Source organism: Priestia sp. D51, from assembly GCF_053345675.1.
The window spans coordinates 307521-328427 of sequence record NZ_JBLTIR010000002.1 but is presented as its reverse complement, the minus strand read 5'-3'; the positions used below and the strand labels follow the sequence as shown (position 1 = coordinate 328427).

The window sequence follows — 20907 nt, the reverse complement described above, 5'->3', positions numbered from 1 at the left end:
GTATCTATATAAAAAATAAAAGGCGGCAGAATCTATGGGTTCTGCCGCTTTCTGTGTAATTACTTAACTTCTTGGCCAAAGCATAACCGCTACGCCAATCAGACACACAAGTCCGCCAATCCAATCGTATGTATCGGGCATTTTTTTATCAACCCACCACGCCCAAAACAGGCTTAAAACAATAAAAATACCGCCGTAAGCTGCATATACACGTCCAAAGTCAGGGAACGACTGCCACGTAGCAATGACGCCGTACAGCACCAAAGCAATACCGCCCAGAAGTCCTAACCAGCTCGAAGCTCCTTCGCGCAGCCACTGCCAAATCAGATAGCCTCCGCCAATTTCAGCAAGACCCGCTAAGATAAAAAGAAAAATCGCTTTAATCATAACCTATACTCCTTATATCATCATTTCGTCTCTTTATTCTATCTTACTTTTTTCGTTTGATGAACCATTCGTTTGCTTTAAATAAGTACACTGGAAAGCATTCCTTTATCAATTTGTCTTCAAACCTGCTAAACTATTAATAGTATGAGTTTATGTGACTCTTTGTACGAGTGCAAAGAGCTATGTAATGACTGCTGCTCAGAGTACTTTTACAGGTAGACGTTAGCAGGAAATTGACTAATTAAAAGAATAAGACGTTTAACAGTATAAAAAAGTAAAAAGAATGCAGATATAGGGGTTTGGTAAAATGAGTTTAGATCATAAAGTGATACGCATTGAACTGCCTACGCCATTTCCAATTGGACCAGTGAATGTGTTTTTATTAAAAGCAGACAAGGTAACGTTAATTGATGCAGGTATGAAAACCAAAGAAGCGTGGAGCGTTTTTGAAGAGGCGCTTCGTAAAGAAGGATATAAAGTAACGGATATTGAACAAGTGATTCTGACTCATCAGCATCCGGATCACACTGGATTTTTAGAATGGCTGCCGAGTGATATACCTGTTTACGGTCATAAGCTTGTGGAGCCTTGGATTTACCAAGATGAAGAGTTTGTTCAGCAGCATAATGAGCTATATCGTAATTTCCTTATAGAGTTTGGAGTCAGTGATGATGTAATGGAAGAATGGCTTCGTAAAGCAACGGCTGCGATTCAAGTTTATTCACCTAAAGGGCAGAAGCTAACCGGGTATTTAAAAGAAGGCGATACACTTCCGTATGCGAGTGAGTGGGAAGTAATTGAAGCGCCGGGACATTCGTTAAGTCAGCTGATGTTTTACAATCGAAAAGAAAAAGTCGCGTTTGGCGGAGATCATATTTTGCCAAAAGTACCGTCAAACCCGTATTTAGAGCCAACCATTCAAAATCCCAAGCCAACGCCGCTACTGGACTACTTAGCGTCTCTAGAAAAAACGTTGAACTACGACATTGATTTGATTTATAGCGGACATGGTGAACCGCTTAGTGACATTCACTCTTTAATTATGGAACGCATTCAAAAGCAGCATAAATGGGCGCTGCGCGTGTTACAAGCGATGGGGGAAGGAAAGAAAACAACGCTTGAAGTCAGCGCTGCATTTTTCCCGGATATGTATCAAAAAGCACCTGACTTTATTTTCTCAGAAGTGTATGGCCAGCTTACGTATCTTGAAAAAGAAGGCTGCGTGGAATTAACAAAAAATAAAGACGGCGTCTTACTGTGGGAAGCTGCACGCGTACTTGCTCCTCAGTCATAACATAAAAAAACCAGCTTCCATAAAGAAGCTGGTTTCTTTTGCTTATAGTGAATGCAAGCGCTCAATGCGTTTTTCAAGCGGCGGATGAGTAGAAAATAAGCGTGAGAATTTTTCTTTACCGCTAATTTTAAAAGCGGCAATTGATTTTTGGCGATCATCTACTAATGAAGTAGTATGACGAAGCGATTCTAACGCATAAATCATTTTTTCCTTGCCGCCGAGTTTAGCTGCAAGCTCATCGGCTTTGAATTCACGTCTTCTTGAATGCCAGAAGATAATTGGGCTGCTTAAGATACTAAAGAGAATCTCAAATACAATCGATGTAAGGAAATAAACAACCATCGCAAACTCTTCTCGCACGAAGTTTGACACCGCTTTGGCTACTAAACGAGAGAAGAAAATAACGAATGTGTTTAATACTCCTTGCAGTAGCGTAGTTGTGACCATATCACCGCTTTTAATATGCGCTATTTCGTGAGCGATAACGCCGCTGATGGCATCGCGGTCCATTCGTTCAAGCATTCCGCTTGAAACAGCAACAAGCGAGCGTCTTTTACTTGGACCCGTTGCAAACGCGTTAACTTCCGCTGAATGATAAATTCCGACCTGCGGCATTTTTCTTAATCCTGCAACAGATGCAAGTCGGTGCGTTTCTTCTAGAACAAATCGTTCGTATTCACCTTGAGGGGAACGTTCATCAATAACTTGAACACCCATCATCCACTTTGCCATTAAGCGTGACATCATAAGAGAAATAATCGCTCCGCTGAAGCCGGCAATGACGCTAAATGCCAGCAGGCCGCCGTAACCGCCGCTTCCCATATAGCTTTGAACACCTAATAAAGATGTAATCGTTGTGATTGTAATTAATACTAAAATATTAACGAAAATAAACAGTGAAATTCGTTTTAGCACAAGTCTTCCTCCTTTAACTAATACGTGCATGATAGGTATACGGTTAGAGGAGAGGAAAGGTTTCATTTATTTATTCAAATTTACTAAAAAGATTACTATGTTAAGTGGTTTAATAAAAAAAGTAAATAAATGGTTGAACACTTACCATAAATAGGTTATTATGAGTGATGTAAAGCTATCTTGTCTTGCAAGGTAGCTTTACTTTAAAAATGTATCTTGTATAACAAGATAGTGAAAAGGAAGAAATCGATATGTCTTTGAGAAGTCAATTGTTAAAAGGAATTTTAGAAGGGTGTATCTTATCAATCATTCAAAAAGAAACGGTTTATGGCTATGAGCTATCCCAGAAGCTTCAACAATATGGATTAAATGATGTGAGTGAAGGTTCGATTTACCCAATTTTACTACGTCTTCAAAAGGAGGGATTAATAAAGGGAGAAATGAAAGCATCGCCTTCGGGTCCTAAACGAAAGTACTATCATCTTACGGCATCTGGTGAGAGCGCATTATGTGAAATCCAAGAGGAATGGATCAACATTCAAAACCCTGTAGATAAATTGTTGAATAGGAGTTTTTACGATGAACGCTAAGGAATTAATTAAATTAAATAATAAGAAGCGAAAAGAGCTGACCAAGGAAAATGAAGAGTACTATGATAATATGCTTGTTTACATTCGAACAAGTGTGTCAGTTTCTGAACAGCAGGCTGAAGAATTATTGATGGAGCTTTTAGATCACCTTATTGACGCACAAGCGGAAGGGAAGCGTGCTGAAGAGGTGTTTGGAGAAAACCTTAAGACGTACTGTGATGAAATGATTAAACAGTTACCTAAAGAACCCTTAAAAAGCACTGCTTTTTTTATAAGCTTTTTATTGTTACAGCTTGCAAGCTTGATGGCTATAGTAAGCGGGATAGGAAATATTGTTGTACATTATGTTAAGGATAGCAGCCAGACTGTTTATATCGGAACGGCAATCGTCACTTTTGTTATTGTTGCAGCTATTATTTCTCTTGATGTTTTTCTGCTTTTGAAATGGATACAAAAATCTGTTTACAAAATTACGAATAAGATTAAGGACTTTTTTCTACTCTTTGTCTTAATTTTTATTTCTCTTGCAGGGATGGTTTTTTTACCAAAGCTTATTCCACCTTTTGGGTATGTAATAGAATTTGGAGGCTTCTTATATTTAGCTGCTGGTGCCGTAACACTCATCGTTTTAAGGTGGTTAAATAGTAAATATCAAATTACAAAATGAGATATAGGAAGCAGTAAAGTGTATTGTTTACTCTATAATCAAGAGCATTTTTAAATAAATTTCATAATTTACGTCTATCTTGGGACAAGGCGTACTAAAATAATAAAAAAAGGTGTTCAACTCATGAACACCTTTTTGGCAACATCATTTAAAGATTACTAACTTTAGTACGCTTAAAAATTAACTTTAGGTTCTGTACCCAATTTAATTCGTTTGAAGTTTTTAATATGCTTCCACGTAATAAAAATAAAAATAATAGCTGCAAATACGATTAGTACAACATCACCTACATAAATTGATGCCAAAAAGGCAACCAATGCGCCAATAGGTGAAGATAAGGATACGTATTTAGAAATTTTGAGAGAAATTAAAAAAGCAAGAATCCCTAGAATGAAAGCTAATGGTGAAAATGCAAGGAATACACCAGCGGCAGTCGCTACAGATTTTCCTCCTTTAAACTTTGCAAAAACCGGATAGCTATGTCCAAGAATAGCAATAAATCCAGGGACAAGCATATGCAAGTTACTATTCATCATAAGCGGTAAACAGACGGCTAGCGAGCCTTTTGCTATATCGCCGATCAATACTATAATACCTGCTTTCTTTCCTAAAGTGCGAAAGGTATTAGTAGCTCCTAAGTTACCGCTTCCGTGCTTGCGAACATCGGTTTTGTAAAAGCCCTTTCCAATCACTAAAGCAAAAGGAATTGACCCAATTAAATAAGCTAATAAGATAATTATAGCGTTTGTTAGTACGTTCATTGTTGGCACCTCAAATTGTGTTGTTAGTATTCATTAAAATATAAATGCGGTAAAAGCAGTCTTTTGTATGGCTAAAGGCCTCTAGTTTTTTGGGTGGAGTTTTTGTAAAGTCGATTGGATTTCTAGTGGAACAACCCAATAATTTTTGATATGTTAAGATATTTTTGAACTTTTAAGCCTTGATACGTATTAGTATAGTTGAGATGTCTATTGTGAATACGTAAAAAGAAGAAAAGAGGAGAAACGAAAAGGAAAAAACAAAAAACTTGTAATACAATTTTAAAAATATAACATAAATATTTAAAGGTTAAAAGATATTTTGGGTATATTGTAGTAGAAAAAAGCGTTTTGATCATTTTTTATGAAAAACAAGACAAAAAAATTAACAAATCCAAAAAAATATAATAAAATGTAAAACAGTGTTTCGAAATATTAACTTCTTAAAATTGAAAGGGGTTCTGCACTTGTTGTGGACAGATATCAAAGAACGAGAAGTAGTTATGTACAAAAACTGCCAGGCGAAAATTTTAGAAAAAAAAGGGCCGAATAAAATAGTCGTTCGAAATCTAGAATTCCCGGAAAAAGGCGATTGGATATCAGCCGAGCTTGATTTTGAGGCTGTTGAAAAATTTGAGAAGAGTCGAGAACACTAATACAAAAAACATTTTATAATACTTCTATTTATCATATAAGAAAAAGCCGAGCTTACATTTTGAGTTCGGCTTCTTTGTTGATGTTTACTTAGTTCTCTTGACGAAGAGCTCCTCGTTATTACATGTAAAACAACGCCTTTTCCTCTCGTTCATTTTCCACTATTACACTAGTCCCGTATAAAAACGTATCTTTATATGGGACTATCGATTTATTTTTAGTACACGTATTTTTGCCACTTTTTTCATATACAACCGTTCAGAAACAAAACCTCTGTGCATACATTGAAGACAAAGGGGGAGGATACATTGGGAAAAACAAGTCGTATATTGAAATGGGTCAGCGGAGGATTAGAGGCTCTTTGGGGGATTCCCCTCCTAGGAGGCACCTTGGTTATAAGTCTAGCCTACACGCCGCTTATTCTAATGCTCGCATTGCACGTCGTAGGTTTAGTATTTGCGATTAAAACAAACAAAGTTCGGACAGGGCATATCATGGGAATTGTCTGTTCCGCTATTGCGTGGATTCCTGTGGTCGGTATGATCATGCATATTTTAACGGCTATTTTCTTGCTTATAGAAGCAGCCAAAGATAATGAACCATCTGAAGACGCAGCATAAAAGAAAAGCCGCCTGATTTTTAGGTGGTTTTTTGTATCTATTAACAAAGACATGTAGGCTCTCTTGTTTTGGAAAATCCTTTTTATGTTAGAATATTAGAAGTATTTTCTAAAAAAGGGGGTAAACACAATAGACAAAGCAAATCAAAAGAACAAAAGATTTCTTGCCGCAGGAGTTATATTAGTCGCTCTTGTAAGCTTTATATTTTTACTATGGAGTAAAGGCTGGGTAATTCCAAATGCAATGAGTGCCAACCGCTATGAAGTAAAAGGTGTGGACGTATCTTCTTATCAAGGGGAGATTGATTGGAATGTGTTGAGTAAACAAGATATTCAGTTTGCTTTTATTAAAGCAACGGAAGGAAGTTCATTTCAAGATCCTTTATTTAAACAAAATTGGGAACAAGCAAATCGCAAAAGCATGCGGATCGGAGCTTATCACTTTTTTAGCTACGATAGTAAAGGTTCCACACAAGCGGCTAATTTTATCAAAACGGTTTCTCTTAAAGATAACGATCTGCCTCCCGTGATTGATGTTGAATTTTACGGAGACAAAAAACAAAACCTTCCGTCTCAGAAACATGTATACAAGGAGCTTTCTAGTATGATTACACGTCTTGAATCTCATTATGACAAGCGCGTTATTCTTTATACGACTCCTAAAGCGTATGACTTGTACATTAAAAATAGATATCCCGGATGTGATATTTGGATTCGCGACGTTGTAAAAAAGCCAACTCTCGAAGAACAGCAGGAATGGACGTTTTGGCAGTATACGGACAAAGGGAGGTTAAGCGGCTATAAAGGTGAAGAAACGTTTGTTGATTTAAATGTGTTTAACGGAAACCAAGCAGAATTTGAAAAATACTAGTTTACTAGAAAGATAAGAGAGGGAGGTAAAACGATGCCTACTTATAACAAGCTAGTGCGAGATAAAATTCCCACAATTATTGAACAAAGTGGAAACACCTTCAAATCACGCGTACTGCAGCGAGATGAGTATCAAAATGAGCTGAAGAAAAAGGCAAAAGAAGAGCTTCAAGAATACATAGAAGCCCAAACGCATCAAGATGCCATTGAAGAACTCGCAGATTTACTGGAAGTTATGCACGCGCTAGCAGCTGTACACGGGGCAACACCCAAACAGCTGGAGAAAGTGCGTGAGGGGAAGGCCAAGAAGCGCGGGAAGTTTGATGATCGGATTTATTTAGTGGAAACGGAAGAAGTGTAGACCCGTGTTTTGTTATCTTAAATTGGTCACCGTCATTCCTTAGTATTTCTCTTTTCATCTCAGTTACAAAATCCCCTCTTGAAATTTTGTTCACCAAACAAGTAAACTAAAGACATAAGTTTGGTAAAATTGGGATAAGAAATTCATGAGGTAAGGGAGAACAAGTCGATGGAGATGGATCAAGAGAAATTTAATAAAGTGATTGAAGCGGCAAGGATGTATTATATTCTTGATTATAATCAAAGTGAAATTGCAAAAAAGCTTGGTGTATCAAGGCCTACGGTTTCTCGATTGCTGCAGACAGCAAAAGAAGAAGGCATTGTTCAAATTAAAATTGTAGATTCATCTATCAATAGTGAAAAATTGTCTTCTCAACTTGAACAAAAATTCAATCTAAAAAAAGCAATCGTCACACCGGTGCCTCAATATGAAAATCACATTATTAAAAGTCATCTAGGCGTAGCAGCAGCTGACTATCTCTATGACATCGTAAAAGATGGAGACATTATTGGGGTGACGTGGGGAACAACTCTTTATCAAGTGGCCATCGATTTAAAACAAAAGTATGTGAATGACGTGCAGGTTGTGCAGTTAAAAGGCGGAGTAAGCCATTCGGAAACGAGCACATATGCTTCTGAAATTATGTACTTATTTGGAAAGGCATACAATACGCCTCCTATGCATCTTCCTCTGCCTGTGATTGTCGATCACGTGGTAGTTAAAAAAGCAATGGAAACGGATCGTCATATTAAGCGCATTTTAGATTTAGGCAAACAAGCCAACATTGCTGTGTTTACTACGGGCCCCATCAAAACGGATTCGCTGCTTTTTCAGCTTGGCTACTTTTCTGAACAAGATGTAGAGATGATTTCTTCGCGAGCCGTAGGAGACATTTGTTCACGCTTTTTTGATAAAGATGGACAAATTTGCAATGAAAGCTTGGATGAACGGACGCTTGGACTTGATTTGGAGGAACTGAAGAAGAAAGAGTACGCCATTTTAGTAGCTGGAGGGGATCAGAAAATCGATAGCATTTACGGAGCGCTGCAAGGGAAATTTGCAAATGTACTCGTTACTGATCAGTTCACGGCGCGCTTTTTATTAGATAAACAAGAGTAAAGGAGATGAAGCGCTGTTTTTTCAAGAGCAAAAGCTTCATCGAATTGAAATAGTAGAAGATATTGTATCTTATTCTGTGTCGTCTCTGCAGGCACAGCGAAACCGGTATCCTTTTCAAACAGACGTTTCAAAAGACGGAGTGATTGCCAAGGGAACCACGGGCTATATCATTAAACGGTGGGGAAGAATGTACTTTTCTCCTGATGCTAATCAAAAAGGAATTGAACGATTTACGCCGCCTGATCAGCCATACGTATTAATTCCTTATAAAAAGGTAAAGAATAAGTACAGAATCGTATTGTCATTTGTGATAAAAGCTGAAAAATAAGGGAAGACTTCCGAGTGCGGAAGTCTTTTTTTATTCACTAAAACAGCAGCTATAAATATTTTTGAACAAATGTAAATATATCTGTTTACAATTGTTCAAAGCTATTATATAGTAAGGGTGTAAGTTGTTGAAAACGTTTTAGTGGATGCACAATATGCAGATACTTTTAGGGGGAAAACGTCATGAGAATGGTTGACTTAATTGAAAAAAAACGTAATGGACATGAATTAAATAAAGCTGAAATCGATTTTATTATCGAAGGTTATACAAAAGGGGATTTACCTGATTATCAGCTATCGGCATTTGCGATGGCGATTTACTTTCAAGGAATGACGCAGGAAGAACGCGTAAATTTAACGCAAGCAATGGTTGAATCAGGCGATCAAATCGACTTATCAAAAATTGAAGGTATTAAAGTAGACAAACACAGCACAGGCGGCGTAGGTGATACAACAACACTTGTATTAGGACCTTTAGTAGCTGCGGTTGATGTACCGGTTGCCAAAATGTCTGGCCGCGGCTTAGGACACACTGGCGGTACGATTGATAAACTAGAAGCAGTGCCTGGCTTCCACGTTGAAATTACAAACGAAGAATTCATTCGTTTAGTAAATACAAATAAAATTGCCGTTATCGGTCAAAGCGGAGACTTAACGCCAGCGGATAAAAAACTTTATGCGCTTCGTGATGTAACAGCAACAGTTGATTCGATTCCGTTAATTGCAAGCTCAATTATGAGTAAGAAAATTGCAGCTGGAGCAGATGCTATTTGCTTGGATGTAAAAACGGGGAACGGCGCATTTATGAAAAAGCTTGAAGACGCTGAAGAATTAGCAAAAGCAATGGTTGAAATCGGAAAAGGCGTAGGCCGAAACACAAAAGCAATCATCTCAGATATGAGCCAGCCTCTAGGATTTGCGGTTGGTAATGCGCTTGAAGTGAAAGAAGCTATCGACACGTTAAAAGGCGAAGGGCCTGAAGATTTAACAGAGCTTTGCTTAACATTAGGAAGTCACATGGTTGTACTTGCTGAAAAAGCAAGCAGCTTAGATGAAGCGCGTGCAATGCTTCAAGAAGTAATTAAAAACGGAAAAGCATTAGAATCGTTCAAAACGTTCTTAAGCGCACAAGGCGGAGACGCTTCTGTTGCAGACGATCCGTCTAAATTACCGGATGCAGCGCACAAAATTGAAGTGCCAGCAAAAGAAGATGGTTATATTTCAGAAATCGTTGCAGAAAAAATCGGCGTAGCAGCAATGAAGCTAGGTGCAGGACGTGCAACAAAAGAATCTGAAATCGACTTAGCAGTTGGTATTATGCTAAATAAAAAAGTTGGAGATTCAGTGAAAAAAGGCGACTCTCTTGTTACAATCCACAGCAATAGCGAAGATGTACAGGAAGTAATGGATATCGTTTATGATTCTTACAGCACGGTCGCTGAAAAAGTAGAAGCTCCAACGTTAATTTATAAAGAAATTCATTAAGAAAGAGAGAGGAAGAACAAAATGAGTCAAAACATTACGGGTATTATTGATCATACATTATTAAAAGCAGATGCAACAGAAGAGCAAGTTACGGTTTTAGCACAAGAAGCAAAAGAATATTCATTCGCTTCGGTTTGTGTAAATCCAACGTGGGTAAAAAAAGCAGCTGAGTTATTAAACGATGCTCCAGAAGTGAAAGTATGTACGGTAATCGGCTTCCCTCTTGGAGCTACTACTTCAGCAGTAAAAGCATTCGAAACAACAAATGCAATCGAAAACGGTGCAGATGAAGTAGATATGGTAATCAACATCGGCGCGTTAAAAGATAAAAACTATGACTTAGTGCAAAGCGACATTCAAGCAGTAGTGGATGCTGCAAAAGGAAAAGCGCTAGTAAAAGTAATTATTGAAACAGCTCTTTTAACAGACGAAGAAAAAGCAAAAGTTTCTGAGCTAGCTGTAAAAGCTGGAGCTGATTTTGTTAAAACGTCAACAGGCTTCTCTACAGGAGGCGCAACGGTAGAAGACGTAGCGCTTATGAGAAAAACGGTTGGACCAGATGTAGGTGTAAAAGCTTCTGGCGGCGTTCGAGGCTTAGAAGATGCAAAAGCAATGATTGAAGCTGGTGCAACACGTATTGGTGCAAGCTCTGGCGTATCAATTGCAAAAGGTCAATTAAGCAACTCTGATTATTAATAAATGACAGCAGGTTAGTACTAACTAACCTGCTGTAAACTAAGCAAAGGATGATGACGGTGGAGCCAAAACAATTAATAGATGAAGCAATCGCAGCAAGCAAACAAGCACATGTACCGTATTCTCACTTCCATGTTGGTGCAGCTCTTTTAACAACCGATGGGAAGATTTATCGTGGATGCAATATTGAAAACGCTTCCTATGGATTGACGAACTGTGCTGAGCGAACGGCTATTTTTAAAGCTGTTTCAGAAGGGGACAAGCAGTTTTCAGCTATTGCAGTTGTAGGAGATACGGACGGCCCAATTTCTCCTTGCGGCGCATGCAGACAAGTATTAGCTGAGTTCTGTGATGATCACACACAAATTATCTTAGCAAACCTAAAAGGAGATTTTGTGATTACAAACATTAACGAAATCTTACCGGGCTATTTTTCATCAAAAGACTTACAAAAATAAGTAAGCAGTGGAGGATACTATGAAATATTTAATTGGCATCTTAGGATTACTCGTTGTCTTTGGATTAGCGTATCTTGCAAGTAATAACCGTAAAGAAATCAAATATAGACCAATCGTTATTATGGTTGTGATTCAGCTTCTTTTATCAGCTTTACTTCTAAACACGAAGTTTGGCTTGATTATTATTAATGCGATTGCCAGCGTTTTTGGAAAGCTGCTTTCATACGCAAACCAAGGAGTAGAGTTCGTATTTGGGGGCATTGCGAACAAAGGATCAATGCCGTTTTTCTTAAACGTGCTGCTTCCAATCGTTTTTATCTCTGTCTTAATCGGGATTTTACAGCACTTTAAAATTCTTCCTTTCATTATGAAATGGATTGGGTTAGTTCTCAGCAAGATTAACGGAATGGGAAAATTAGAGTCTTATAACGCAGTAGCTTCAGCCATTGTAGGTCAATCAGAAGTATTTATTACCGTTAAAAAGCAATTAGACAAACTGCCGCCAAACCGTTTATATACGCTTTGTGCATCAGCTATGTCGACGGTTTCAATGTCCATTGTCGGTGCTTATATGACAATGATTGAACCAAAATACGTAGTAACAGCAATTGTGATTAACTTATTTGGCGGATTTATTATTTCTTCTATCATTAACCCTTACACAGTAACGGATCAAGAAGATATTTTAGAGGTACAAACAGGTCATAAGCAAACGTTCTTCGAAATGCTTGGCGAATATATTATGGATGGATTTAAAGTAGCAATTATCGTAGGTGCGATGCTAATTGGTTTCGTTGCGCTGATGGCTGCGATTGATAACGTGTTTGAAATGCTGTTTGGTCTGTCGTTCCAGCACCTGCTTGGCTATGTGTTTGCACCGTTTGCATTCATCATGGGTGTTCCTGCTTCAGAAGTAGTAGCAGCGGGCGGAATTATGGCAACAAAACTTGTAACAAATGAATTTGTGGCAATGATGAGTCTTTCAGATATGGCTTCAACATTCAGTGCTAAAACACTTGGAATTGTATCCGTATTCTTAGTATCATTTGCTAACTTCTCATCAATTGGAATCGTGTCAGGAGCGGTTAAAGGCTTAAGTGAAAAGCAAGGAAATACAGTAGCGCGCTTTGGTCTTCGTTTACTTTATGGAGCTACGCTTGTAAGCGTACTGTCAGCGATTGTTGTCAGCTTCATTTTATAAGTGTAATAGAAACAGAAAGAAAAGCAGTTTCCTTTTCAAAAGGAATTGCTTTTTCTTTTTTACATGTAAACCATAGCTCCGCGCATCCTAAAGAAAAACATCGACACAGAGGAGGACAAGAAAAGCTGGGGGCTTTTCTTACTGAAAAATGGATCAAATTGGACTGTTGCTGTCAGGTGCAGCTTTATTTTTAAACGGACTCATGCTGCTTGGAAAAGCGGATGAAAAAAACGTAGGCGTATTTAACTTATTTGTTGGAGCTTTTCAAGTTATTGTTCCGTTTTATTTAATTATTACGTCAGACCAAAGCAACTGGATTTTATATGAAAGAACGGCAATCTTTTTATTTGGCCTTACGTATTTATATGTAGGCGTGACGGTATTAAAAGGAATGCAGGGAACGGGGCTGGGCTATTATTCACTTTGGGTATCGATTATCGCTTTAGTGTACGTGACGGTTTCTCTTGTTCACTATCATGACGTCGTAAACGCCATTACATGGATTCTTTGGTCGTTTTTATGGTTTTTATTTTATGTGCTTAATACGAGCAAAAAAGATGTATCTGCATATGTAGGGAAAGTGGCGATTGTACAGTCGTGGGTTACCTTAACAATTCCAGCGCTGTTTTCGCTAACGGGCGTATGGGGAAATAAAGATATGTACAATATGTGGGGAATCGTGCTAGTAGCTTCCATCATTTATTTCGTATACGTAGGATACCGACTATTCTTTTCTCAGCCGAAAAAAATGATTTTGAAATAAAGTATTTACAAAAAATAGATAATAATGGTAAGATGTTAGAAATTAAATGCCGTGAAGAGAAAAGTAGACAGCGCGTATTCTTAGCAGAGAGCTCCGGAAGCTGAAAAGGAGCAAGAAAAACGCTGTTGAAACAAGCCTCTGAGCAGCGCATTGGATCTAACGTGATAGTGCGACGGCTGCTTCCGTTACAAAGCTAGAGTATAAGCGAAAGCCGTACTCGATAAGGTTTATATGGCGACATATGAACAAACTAGGGTGGCACCGCGATTTATAATCTCGCCCCTAAGACAGATGTCTTGGGGGTGGGATTTTTTTATTGGCAAAAATCAATAATGAAGCGGAGGCCTTTCTTTTATGAAAAATAAGCTGTTGTCTTGGAAATACCCGTGTTTATTGCTGTTTGGAATTGGCACTAGCAATATCGGCGACTGGATTTATTTAATTGCTTTAAATGTCATGATGCTTGATATGACGAATTCGCCGATTGCGGTTTCAGGACTATACATGATAAAGCCGCTTGCTGCGCTCTGTACAAATATATGGTCTGGAAGCTTAATTGACCGCATGAACAAACGGAAGCTGATGATGTTTTTAGATTGGATGCGCGCCGGAATTATTGTTTGCCTTCCGTTTTTCTCATCCATCCTTATCATTTATGTGCTGGTATTTATCATCAGTATGGCAAGTTCGATGTTTCGTCCGACATCGATGGTCTATATCACAAAGCTTATTCCAATTGAAAAGCGAAAAAGATTTAATTCACTGCGCAGTTTGATTGACTCAGGAGGCTTTCTTCTTGGTCCGGCTGCAGCCGGTGCGTTATTTATGATTGGAACGCCTGCGTTTGCTATCTATGCCAATGCTGCAGCGCTCGTGGTGTCAGGAATGGTTACTTTATTAATGCCGAACTTAGATATAAAAACAGAAGCTAAAGAAAATAAACTCTCTGTAAACACGATTGGAGAAGATTGGAAAGTGGTGTTTCGTTTCAGTAGAGCTAACAGATATATTATGACCATTTATGTATTATTCAGTTTCTTAATGGTCATGGCCACGGCAATTGATTCACTTGAAGTTTCATTTGCAACAAAAGTCATTCATTTGTCCGAAAGTGAATACGGATTTTTATTAAGCGTAGCAGGCGCTGGTATTATGATTGGCGCAGTTGTGAATACACTGTTGGCTCAGAAGCTGTCGACGAACTTTCTCATAGGCGCCGGCAGTGTAGGAGTATCGCTTGGCTATTTGCTGTACGCGTGTTCGTCTTCTTTTCAAACCATGGGAACAGGATTTTTTAGCTTATCTTTTGCGTTAGCTTTTGCAAGTGCTGGTTTTCAAACCTTTTATCAAAACAGCATTCCCGTTGACATGATGGGAAGAGTAGGAAGTATCTATGGACTGCTTGAGTCACTCCTGATTATTATGATGACCTTTCTATGCGGAATGGCTGCACACATTGTTTCAATTCAAGGAGCTGTAATTGGTGGAAGCCTGATCATGCTTTTAAGTACGGTTGTATTGTTTTTGTGCACGTTAAAGCCGGCGTTTTATAAAATAAGTTTAGTCAAAAAACAAGGAATCTAACGCATAGGTACTAATGTACAAATAAGCTAAGAAGCCGATAAAAAGAAATGAATACAGAATAAAGGGTGAGAAAGCACAGTGAAAATGAAAGATGCGTTAAAGAAAAAAGGAATGTTTGTTAAAAAATTATCGAATCAAGGTGAATTCTTCCGGAAGCGGTGGGAAAATGAATTTACAGATGCTTTAAGCGCATCGCAAAAAAAGAAAATTTATATGGACCAATTTTTATGGCATGCGTTTAGCTATGAAAAGCTACCTTGTTTACAAGGAGAACAAGCGGTTCAAGCGTTTGAGCACCAAGTTAAGAACGACTGTTATTTGTTGTTTGAGCATGATGAACGAGTGCTGCAGCTATCTAAATGTAAGCATTTAACAACTGATGATTTAAGTGAAAATACAAATATGTATTTAGAAGATTTATACGTGGTGGATAAAGATTTTACGTGGACTTATGTGATCACGCATGAAAGTTCATGTGGACCTTACTTTTACCGCACATAAGTAAAGATAGAGCCTGCCGATTAATACGGCAGGATTTTTGTTATAAAAAAACATTTTATAAATTAAAAGTAATTATAGTAATTAAATGGTTTTTTAACTGGATTTATTGGGTATTTATTACTAACTATTATCCATCTCTCTCCTATATCTATATTACCATTTGGGATTTTTTCAAAAAATAGGATATGAAATTAATTTTTTGTATGCTAAGGTAATTACTGCTAGTAAGCTTGTCTTACAAAATTAGGTTTAAAAAGGAGGTTTTTGTATGAAATGGTATTTACATGTGCTAAAAAATTATGCAACGTTTCAAGGAAGAGCAACACGTACAGAGTATTGGATGTTTGTCTTATTTAATTTTATTATATGGTGTGTGCTTTCAGCTATTGAACTTATAACAGATATGCCTCCGTTTTTGCGTATAGTTTATCTTGTTGCAGTCTTCATTCCATCCCTTGCTGTGACGGCACGTCGACTGCATGACATAGGAAGAAGCGGGTGGTGGCAGCTCATTACTATTATTCCGATTGCGGGAAGTATTTGTCTATTAATTCTTCTTTGTCTACGAAGTGAGTCGCAGTTAAACCGGTTTGATGTACCTAATAAAGTTGCGTAGGACTTAAACGGTTAGGTAGTTTAATTTAATAAACAAAGAGAGGGTTTAAAAATGTACTGGTATATAAAAGCGTTAAAAAATTATGCGACGTTTCGAGGAAGGGCAACGCGTACGGAGTATTGGATGTTTACATTATTTGCTTATATCTTTATGATCATTCCGTATATCTTGGTTTTTATCGATTCACTTGCAGTATTTGGAGTTATTTTAGTATTACTTTACGGAGCAGCAATGATTCTGCCTTCACTTGCCGTTACTGTTCGCCGACTGCATGATACAGGAAGGAGCGGCTGGTGGTATTTAATTAACTTTGTTCCAGTTATTGGAGGCATTTGGCTGCTCATCTTACTTTGTCAAAGAAGCGAAGTAACAGCCAATATTTACGATACAGACACGCAGGCTTCTTAACCAGAGTAGTTTATTAGTTTAAAAGTTAGTAAACTAAACGTGCGAATTGTATCTAAATTAAAAAGAGGTTGGGACAAAAGTAATTTAGTTGAAGGGAAATCCGAACTAATTAAGATTCTTGATGGAGAATCCAATTAGTTCGGATTTTTTCATAGCGTGATGGTGAACGTGAATTTTATGTATGTAGATTCTTCTAGCCGTTGATTGGAGGGCAGGGCGAAGACTCCTGCGGGAAAAGCGGGAGAGGTGAGAACCCGCAGGAGCACAAGCGACGAGGAGGCTCAGCGCCCGCCCGCGGAAAGCGAAGCCTTGCACGGAAATCAACGGCGGTGTCATAAGCGGTTCAGCTCATGTATCTGATTTGTTCGTCTTTAGATTGGATTGATTTCATTATGTCTCAATCTCTTTTTTTCATTTTCCCATACGCTGCTAGGAATTTCTTTTCGAAGAACAGGTGCAATATCACTTGCGAAGCGCTCTAGCTGTTCGCGCTGTTCTGCGTCGCTTAGACCGTCTACGCTGATGCTCAGCACTTCGTTTCCATAAGCATGGTGATAGTCTATTATTTTTTCAATGATTTGCTCTGGGCTTCCTACTAAAGCAGGGCCGTGTTGAACGATGTCTTCTAGTGACGTGAATGGCGATTGATTATGCTTCGCTGCTTCTGTATTGCTAAATGCGTTATAGTATGGACGATAGCGGCGAATCGCTTCTTCCGTTGTATCAGAAATATATAGGCTGCTCGCCCCCGAACCGACGATGGCTTTGCGTGGGTCATGGCCATAATAAGTAAAACGTTCCCGGTAATGGTCAATCAGCGCTTTATATTTAGCCTGAGGGTGAAAAGAATTGGATGAAAATAGCGGCTCTCCATATTTAGCTGCAAGTTCTGTAGACAGCGGGCTTGACGCGCTTCCATGCCAAACGGGAATAGAAGGCTGAAACGGCCGAGGCTGAGTCGTAACGTTAGTTAAAGGCGGACGATAACGGCCGCTCCACGTGACATTTTCTTCTGTCCAAAGCTGTTTTAAAAGAGCGTATCTTTCAGCAAGAGACTCCCATTGTTCTTCTTCTGTAATGCCAAAAAGCGGATAATGACGGGGATCATTGCCTTTTCCAATAATCAGTTCAAGGCGTCCACCCGACAGGTGATCAAGCGTTGCGTAATCTTCAGCTACTCGTACAGGATCTAAAATGCTTAGAACGGTAACGGTAGTAAGAAGACGAATGTGCGACGTTTTAGCAGCGATTGCACTTAAAACAACGGGAGGAGAAGAAGACAAAAAAGGAGCTCCGTGTCTTTCGCCGACTCCGTAAGCATCAAAACCTAATTTTTCTGCCAGCACTGCTTGATTTAACACATGCTGAAACTTTTCTTGAGCAGTTAATGTTTCTCCAGTAACCGGGTTCTGGATATTTTGAATAAGACTAAATAAAGCAAATTTCATACGTTTTACCTCCAAAAGATAAAATGCTGGACGACAATAAAAAAAGCAAACGTACACGTATTGTCGTGTCCATTTGCCTCCAGTTGACTGGTAGATATGTAGTTTTATTGTTTTATTAGTTGTATCTTAAGCGGTAGACACTGAGCTGTCAAGATAATCTTTTTTCTAAAACCTACTTGATTTATCGGTTAACTAGTATTATGATGTGAATAATCTTACACGAAGTAAGCCCACTGGTTAACCAGAGGCTCTTGATGAAGCAGATGCTTTATCAAGAGCCTCTTTTTATTACATAATAGAGGGATTCAGGGGAGGAACGTATGAAAAAATATTGGCTGTTTTTACTTTCAATTGTAGTAGCTGTGAGCGTGGCAGGATGCGGAAAAAACGTATCTTCAAGTGCAGGAGAAAAGAAAGAAAAAGATGTTCAAACGATTGTGGTTGGAACGGGCACTCAGTTTCCTAACATTTGCTTTATTGATGATAAAGGCAAACTGACCGGCTATGATGTAGAAGTAGTAAGAGCGATCGACAAAGAGTTAAAGGATTATAAATTTGAATTTAAAACAATGGAATTTTCAAATCTGCTTCTTAGCTTAGAAAGTAATAAAATTGATATGATTGCTCATAACATGGCTCAAAACGCTGAGCGGAAGAAAAAGTTTTTATTTAATGATGAAACATATAATTATTCTCCGCTTTATGTAACAGTTTCTAAAACTCGAAATGATATTCATTCATTAAAAGATTTAGAAGGTGAAAAAATGATTGTAGGAGCTACAAGCAATGCGGCTGTCTATCTAGACAAATACAATAAAAAACACGGCAATAAAATCGATGTAGTTTACGCCGGTCAAGGTGCGGATGATGCCACAACTCAATTAAAAACAGGCCGGGCAGATGCTACGCTTGCGACACCATTTTCCATCGACTTTAGTAATCAAGCACTGAAATTTCAGCAAAAAACAGTTGGAGATATTGTGATTAATTCAAAAGTGTATTTTATGTTTAACAAAAAAGACGAAAAGTTAAAGTCGGAAGTCGACCAATCGATTAAAAAGCTGAAAAAAGACGGGACGTTAAAAAAACTCAGCACAAAATGGCTAGGAGAAGACTATACCGTGCAAAATTGACTATAGCAAAAAAGCAGCTGCCCATACAGCTGCTTTTTTGTATGATATAAATCCAATAGATAGAAGGAACGATCTGCAAAGAAAACAAAAATTAGTGTATAGTAGAGCTATAAGTACTATAAAAGCAGGACCGCAGTAGGAGGCCATTCATTGATTACGGATTTACAGCGCGGAGATTTCTTTCAAAAAGGACATCGTTATCGCAGAAAACAAATTCATAAGCTTTATAAAGGACAGGAACAAAGCGAAATATCAACGCCAAAAGCGCATCCATATATTTTTATTTTCACAAAAGAAAGCGGAAGTGAATACGGAACAGGACACGGGTGGAACAGAGATAAAACCGCTTTTTTCTATACAGGAGAAGGCCAAAGAGGATCGATGCAGCTCATTAAAGGCAATAAAGCGCTTCGTGAACATTTCTTATCAGGAAAAGCCGTTTACTTGTTTCACTACGTGGAGCCTGGAGTAGTAGAGTTCATTGATGAAGTGACGTATATTAATCATCAATTAGAAATTATGTGGGACTCAGACGGAGAGCTTCGTGAAGCTATTATTTTTGAACTTGAACGAAATCCTGTGATCGAGGAAAAAGCAGCAAAGCTGGATGTTTCACCTTATTCAACTGAACAGCTTCGCCAGCTCTCATTAGGAGAAGAAAAAAAGACAAGTGTTTACAAACAAACGGCAGCTCTTAAACAATATGTTCACAAACGCGCAGCAGGTATTTGTGAAGCCTGCGGAGGAAGCGCGCCGTTTATCGCAAAAGATGGAAGCTCCTTTGTGCAAATGTACTATCTTTCAAAGCTTTCAGAGAGCGGACTCGCTAAGCCAAAGGACGCTGCGGCACTATGTCCCAACTGTTATAGTCGTCTACGCTACGGGAAAGATAGTGAAGTATATAAAGAAGAGCTGATTACTAAAATTAATGGAAAAGAAGCAGGAAAGAAAAATGAGTAATATCGTCTTTTTTATTTTATAAAAAACCGTCTCTAGGCAGGGCAGCTGCCGAGGCGGTTTTTTTGTATGAAGAATGACTTTAAAAAATAAAGGCAATAAAGCGTATAAAATTAATGGAAAAACAGATAATGAAAAACTGAAGCTTTCGTTTAGAAAATAGTAAAAGCTGGGGTGATGTGCTGTGGCAGACAAGTATGACTGTGTCATTATAGGTGGAGGAATTGCAGGACTTCAAGCCGCTATTCAGCTTGGAAGATATAAGCGCAGTGTATTGGTTATTGATTCAAACGATGGCCGTTCCAATCTTTGCAAAAATTATCAAAATATATTGGGATGGCCTGAGGGAATAAGCGGGCAAACTCTAAGAGAAACGGGAAGGCAGCAAGCAAAAAGCTACGGCATTCAATTTGCAGAAGAGCGTGTCCTTCAGTGTGAAAAAGAAATAGAGGGGTTTAACGTCATTACAAACTCTGCGAACTACGAAGCAGCTACTTTACTGTTTGCGACCGGAGTCGTAGACCGGATTCCTTCTGAACTTCAGCAAGAGCTATATCCTTGTATGGGAAAAACCGTATATGTATGTCCCGACTGCGATGGGTATGAAGTAAATAATAGAAGGGTATTAGTACTAGGGTCAGGAAAAGTAGGAGCGAGTTTATCTCTTACGCTAACATATTGGACAAATGACATTACGTACATTAATCATGACAAAAAAGAGATTGGACCCTTAGCAGATACCTTGATGCAAAAGGGAATTACCTATAAAGAAGCGGAAATAAAAAAAATCATAGCTGAAGCAGAAATGTTAAAAGGAGTCATCCTCGAAAACAATGAATTTATCTATGGAGAAAGAGGTTTTTTAGCGTTCGGAGGAAATAAAGTTCGAACAGAATTAGCGTATGAGCTCGGAGCAGAACTTCTGGAAAATCAGCACATTATCGTAAATCCGCGTACAAAAGAAACCAACGTTTCAAACGTGTGGGCAGCAGGAGACATTGTGGCTCATTCTGAACAAGTGACGGTAGCGATGGGAGAAGGTTTACAAGCAGCTATCTGGATACACAAACGTCTGTTAGAACTATATGAAAAATAA

26 protein-coding genes and 1 other annotated feature are annotated in these 20907 nt (G+C 38.4%); of the genes, 22 read left to right on the top strand and 4 right to left on the bottom strand.

The features are described 5' to 3' along the window. Positions 1 to 63 precede the first annotated feature (63 nt). Entirely contained in the window at positions 64 to 387 is a 324-nt protein-coding gene (locus ACNHOZ_RS08295) for a YnfA family protein (protein WP_014459650.1), read from the bottom strand. 307 nt (positions 388 to 694) lie between these two features. Between ACNHOZ_RS08295 and ACNHOZ_RS08290 the strand changes: the two genes are divergently transcribed. Further along, the gene (locus ACNHOZ_RS08290; protein ID WP_168760937.1) at positions 695 to 1681 is read left to right on the top strand and encodes an MBL fold metallo-hydrolase; all 987 of its coding nucleotides are present in this window, start codon (positions 695 to 697) and stop codon (positions 1679 to 1681) included. 42 nt (positions 1682 to 1723) lie between these two features. Here ACNHOZ_RS08290 and htpX read toward each other — a convergent pair whose 3' ends face one another. After that, positions 1724 to 2596, bottom strand: coding sequence for a protease HtpX (gene htpX / locus ACNHOZ_RS08285; RefSeq protein ID WP_014459652.1), 873 nt, complete (start codon positions 2594 to 2596; stop codon positions 1724 to 1726). A 251-nt stretch (positions 2597 to 2847) separates the two neighbouring features. On the opposite strand from htpX, the gene ACNHOZ_RS08280 reads away from it, so the two are divergent. Next, positions 2848 to 3186: a PadR family transcriptional regulator gene (locus ACNHOZ_RS08280; protein WP_013083614.1), complete on the top strand. Its 339-nt coding sequence runs from the start codon at positions 2848 to 2850 to the stop codon at positions 3184 to 3186. After that, complete coding sequence (locus ACNHOZ_RS08275) at positions 3176 to 3853, top strand: DUF1129 family protein (RefSeq protein ID WP_028412952.1); 678 nt, start codon at positions 3176 to 3178, stop codon at positions 3851 to 3853. Before ACNHOZ_RS08280 ends, ACNHOZ_RS08275 begins: the two co-directional genes overlap by 11 nt. Positions 3854 to 4026: 173 nt before the next feature. Here the strand turns inward: ACNHOZ_RS08275 and plsY are convergent, their stop codons facing one another. Further along, positions 4027 to 4614 (bottom strand): glycerol-3-phosphate 1-O-acyltransferase PlsY, encoded by a 588-nt coding sequence (plsY, locus tag ACNHOZ_RS08270; protein ID WP_048019094.1) that lies wholly within the window; start codon positions 4612 to 4614, stop codon positions 4027 to 4029. 464 nt (positions 4615 to 5078) lie between these two features. Between plsY and ACNHOZ_RS08265 the strand changes: the two genes are divergently transcribed. From ACNHOZ_RS08265 to ACNHOZ_RS08190, 16 genes are all read left to right on the top strand, one after another. Then, positions 5079 to 5267 (top strand): hypothetical protein, encoded by a 189-nt coding sequence (locus ACNHOZ_RS08265; protein WP_016764545.1) that lies wholly within the window; start codon positions 5079 to 5081, stop codon positions 5265 to 5267. 306 nt (positions 5268 to 5573) lie between these two features. Continuing rightward, positions 5574 to 5885 carry a hypothetical protein gene (locus ACNHOZ_RS08260; protein WP_048019095.1) on the top strand — a complete coding sequence of 104 codons (312 nt, stop codon included), beginning with the start codon at positions 5574 to 5576 and terminating at the stop codon, positions 5883 to 5885. A 243-nt stretch (positions 5886 to 6128) separates the two neighbouring features. Beyond that, positions 6129 to 6755 carry a glycoside hydrolase family 25 protein gene (locus ACNHOZ_RS08255; RefSeq protein ID WP_230683473.1) on the top strand — a complete coding sequence of 209 codons (627 nt, stop codon included), beginning with the start codon at positions 6129 to 6131 and terminating at the stop codon, positions 6753 to 6755. A 33-nt stretch (positions 6756 to 6788) separates the two neighbouring features. Further along, a complete protein-coding gene (locus ACNHOZ_RS08250) occupies positions 6789 to 7115 on the top strand; it encodes a nucleoside triphosphate pyrophosphohydrolase (protein WP_048019097.1) in 327 nt (108 codons plus the stop codon). A gap of 174 nt (positions 7116 to 7289) precedes the next feature. Then, the gene (locus ACNHOZ_RS08245; RefSeq protein ID WP_026106623.1) at positions 7290 to 8234 is read left to right on the top strand and encodes a sugar-binding transcriptional regulator; all 945 of its coding nucleotides are present in this window, start codon (positions 7290 to 7292) and stop codon (positions 8232 to 8234) included. Positions 8235 to 8310: 76 nt separating this feature from the next. Next, positions 8311 to 8562, top strand: a complete 252-nt coding sequence (locus tag ACNHOZ_RS08240) for a hypothetical protein (RefSeq protein ID WP_230683472.1) — start codon at positions 8311 to 8313, stop codon at positions 8560 to 8562. A 182-nt stretch (positions 8563 to 8744) separates the two neighbouring features. Next, positions 8745 to 10046, top strand: coding sequence for a pyrimidine-nucleoside phosphorylase (locus ACNHOZ_RS08235; RefSeq protein WP_013057477.1), 1302 nt, complete (start codon positions 8745 to 8747; stop codon positions 10044 to 10046). Positions 10047 to 10067: 21 nt separating this feature from the next. After that, on the top strand, positions 10068 to 10742 hold the full coding sequence (gene deoC / locus ACNHOZ_RS08230; RefSeq protein ID WP_047750685.1) for a deoxyribose-phosphate aldolase: 675 nt from the start codon (positions 10068 to 10070) through the stop codon (positions 10740 to 10742). Positions 10743 to 10801: 59 nt separating this feature from the next. Beyond that, on the top strand, positions 10802 to 11200 hold the full coding sequence (locus tag ACNHOZ_RS08225) for a cytidine deaminase (protein WP_013057475.1): 399 nt from the start codon (positions 10802 to 10804) through the stop codon (positions 11198 to 11200). Positions 11201 to 11219: 19 nt separating this feature from the next. After that, the gene (locus tag ACNHOZ_RS08220) at positions 11220 to 12401 is read left to right on the top strand and encodes a NupC/NupG family nucleoside CNT transporter (RefSeq protein ID WP_048019099.1); all 1182 of its coding nucleotides are present in this window, start codon (positions 11220 to 11222) and stop codon (positions 12399 to 12401) included. 148 nt (positions 12402 to 12549) lie between these two features. Next, positions 12550 to 13164 (top strand): AmiS/UreI family transporter, encoded by a 615-nt coding sequence (locus tag ACNHOZ_RS08215; RefSeq protein ID WP_013057473.1) that lies wholly within the window; start codon positions 12550 to 12552, stop codon positions 13162 to 13164. A gap of 42 nt (positions 13165 to 13206) precedes the next feature. Further along, positions 13207 to 13451, top strand: a binding site (T-box leader). Between the two features lie 67 nt (positions 13452 to 13518). Further along, positions 13519 to 14748 carry an MFS transporter gene (locus ACNHOZ_RS08210; protein WP_048019100.1) on the top strand — a complete coding sequence of 410 codons (1230 nt, stop codon included), beginning with the start codon at positions 13519 to 13521 and terminating at the stop codon, positions 14746 to 14748. 78 nt (positions 14749 to 14826) lie between these two features. Continuing rightward, a complete protein-coding gene (locus ACNHOZ_RS08205) occupies positions 14827 to 15249 on the top strand; it encodes a DUF4275 family protein (protein ID WP_048019101.1) in 423 nt (140 codons plus the stop codon). A gap of 268 nt (positions 15250 to 15517) precedes the next feature. Further along, a complete protein-coding gene (locus ACNHOZ_RS08200; RefSeq protein ID WP_048019102.1) occupies positions 15518 to 15865 on the top strand; it encodes a DUF805 domain-containing protein in 348 nt (115 codons plus the stop codon). A gap of 51 nt (positions 15866 to 15916) precedes the next feature. Next, complete coding sequence (locus tag ACNHOZ_RS08195; RefSeq protein WP_028412963.1) at positions 15917 to 16273, top strand: DUF805 domain-containing protein; 357 nt, start codon at positions 15917 to 15919, stop codon at positions 16271 to 16273. Between the two features lie 200 nt (positions 16274 to 16473). Then, complete coding sequence (locus tag ACNHOZ_RS08190; RefSeq protein ID WP_168760933.1) at positions 16474 to 16611, top strand: hypothetical protein; 138 nt, start codon at positions 16474 to 16476, stop codon at positions 16609 to 16611. Positions 16612 to 16644: 33 nt separating this feature from the next. On the opposite strand, the gene ACNHOZ_RS08185 is transcribed toward ACNHOZ_RS08190, so the two are convergent. Continuing rightward, entirely contained in the window at positions 16645 to 17721 is a 1077-nt protein-coding gene (locus ACNHOZ_RS08185) for an LLM class flavin-dependent oxidoreductase (protein ID WP_048019103.1), read from the bottom strand. Between the two features lie 320 nt (positions 17722 to 18041). Here ACNHOZ_RS08185 and ACNHOZ_RS08180 point away from each other — a divergent pair, with 320 nt between their 5' ends. From ACNHOZ_RS08180 to ACNHOZ_RS08170, 3 genes are all read left to right on the top strand, one after another. Next, positions 18042 to 18854: an amino acid ABC transporter substrate-binding protein gene (locus ACNHOZ_RS08180; RefSeq protein ID WP_447697092.1), complete on the top strand. Its 813-nt coding sequence runs from the start codon at positions 18042 to 18044 to the stop codon at positions 18852 to 18854. 150 nt (positions 18855 to 19004) lie between these two features. After that, complete coding sequence (locus ACNHOZ_RS08175) at positions 19005 to 19814, top strand: hypothetical protein (protein WP_048019105.1); 810 nt, start codon at positions 19005 to 19007, stop codon at positions 19812 to 19814. A gap of 181 nt (positions 19815 to 19995) precedes the next feature. Then, a complete protein-coding gene (locus ACNHOZ_RS08170; RefSeq protein ID WP_048019106.1) occupies positions 19996 to 20907 on the top strand; it encodes an NAD(P)/FAD-dependent oxidoreductase in 912 nt (303 codons plus the stop codon).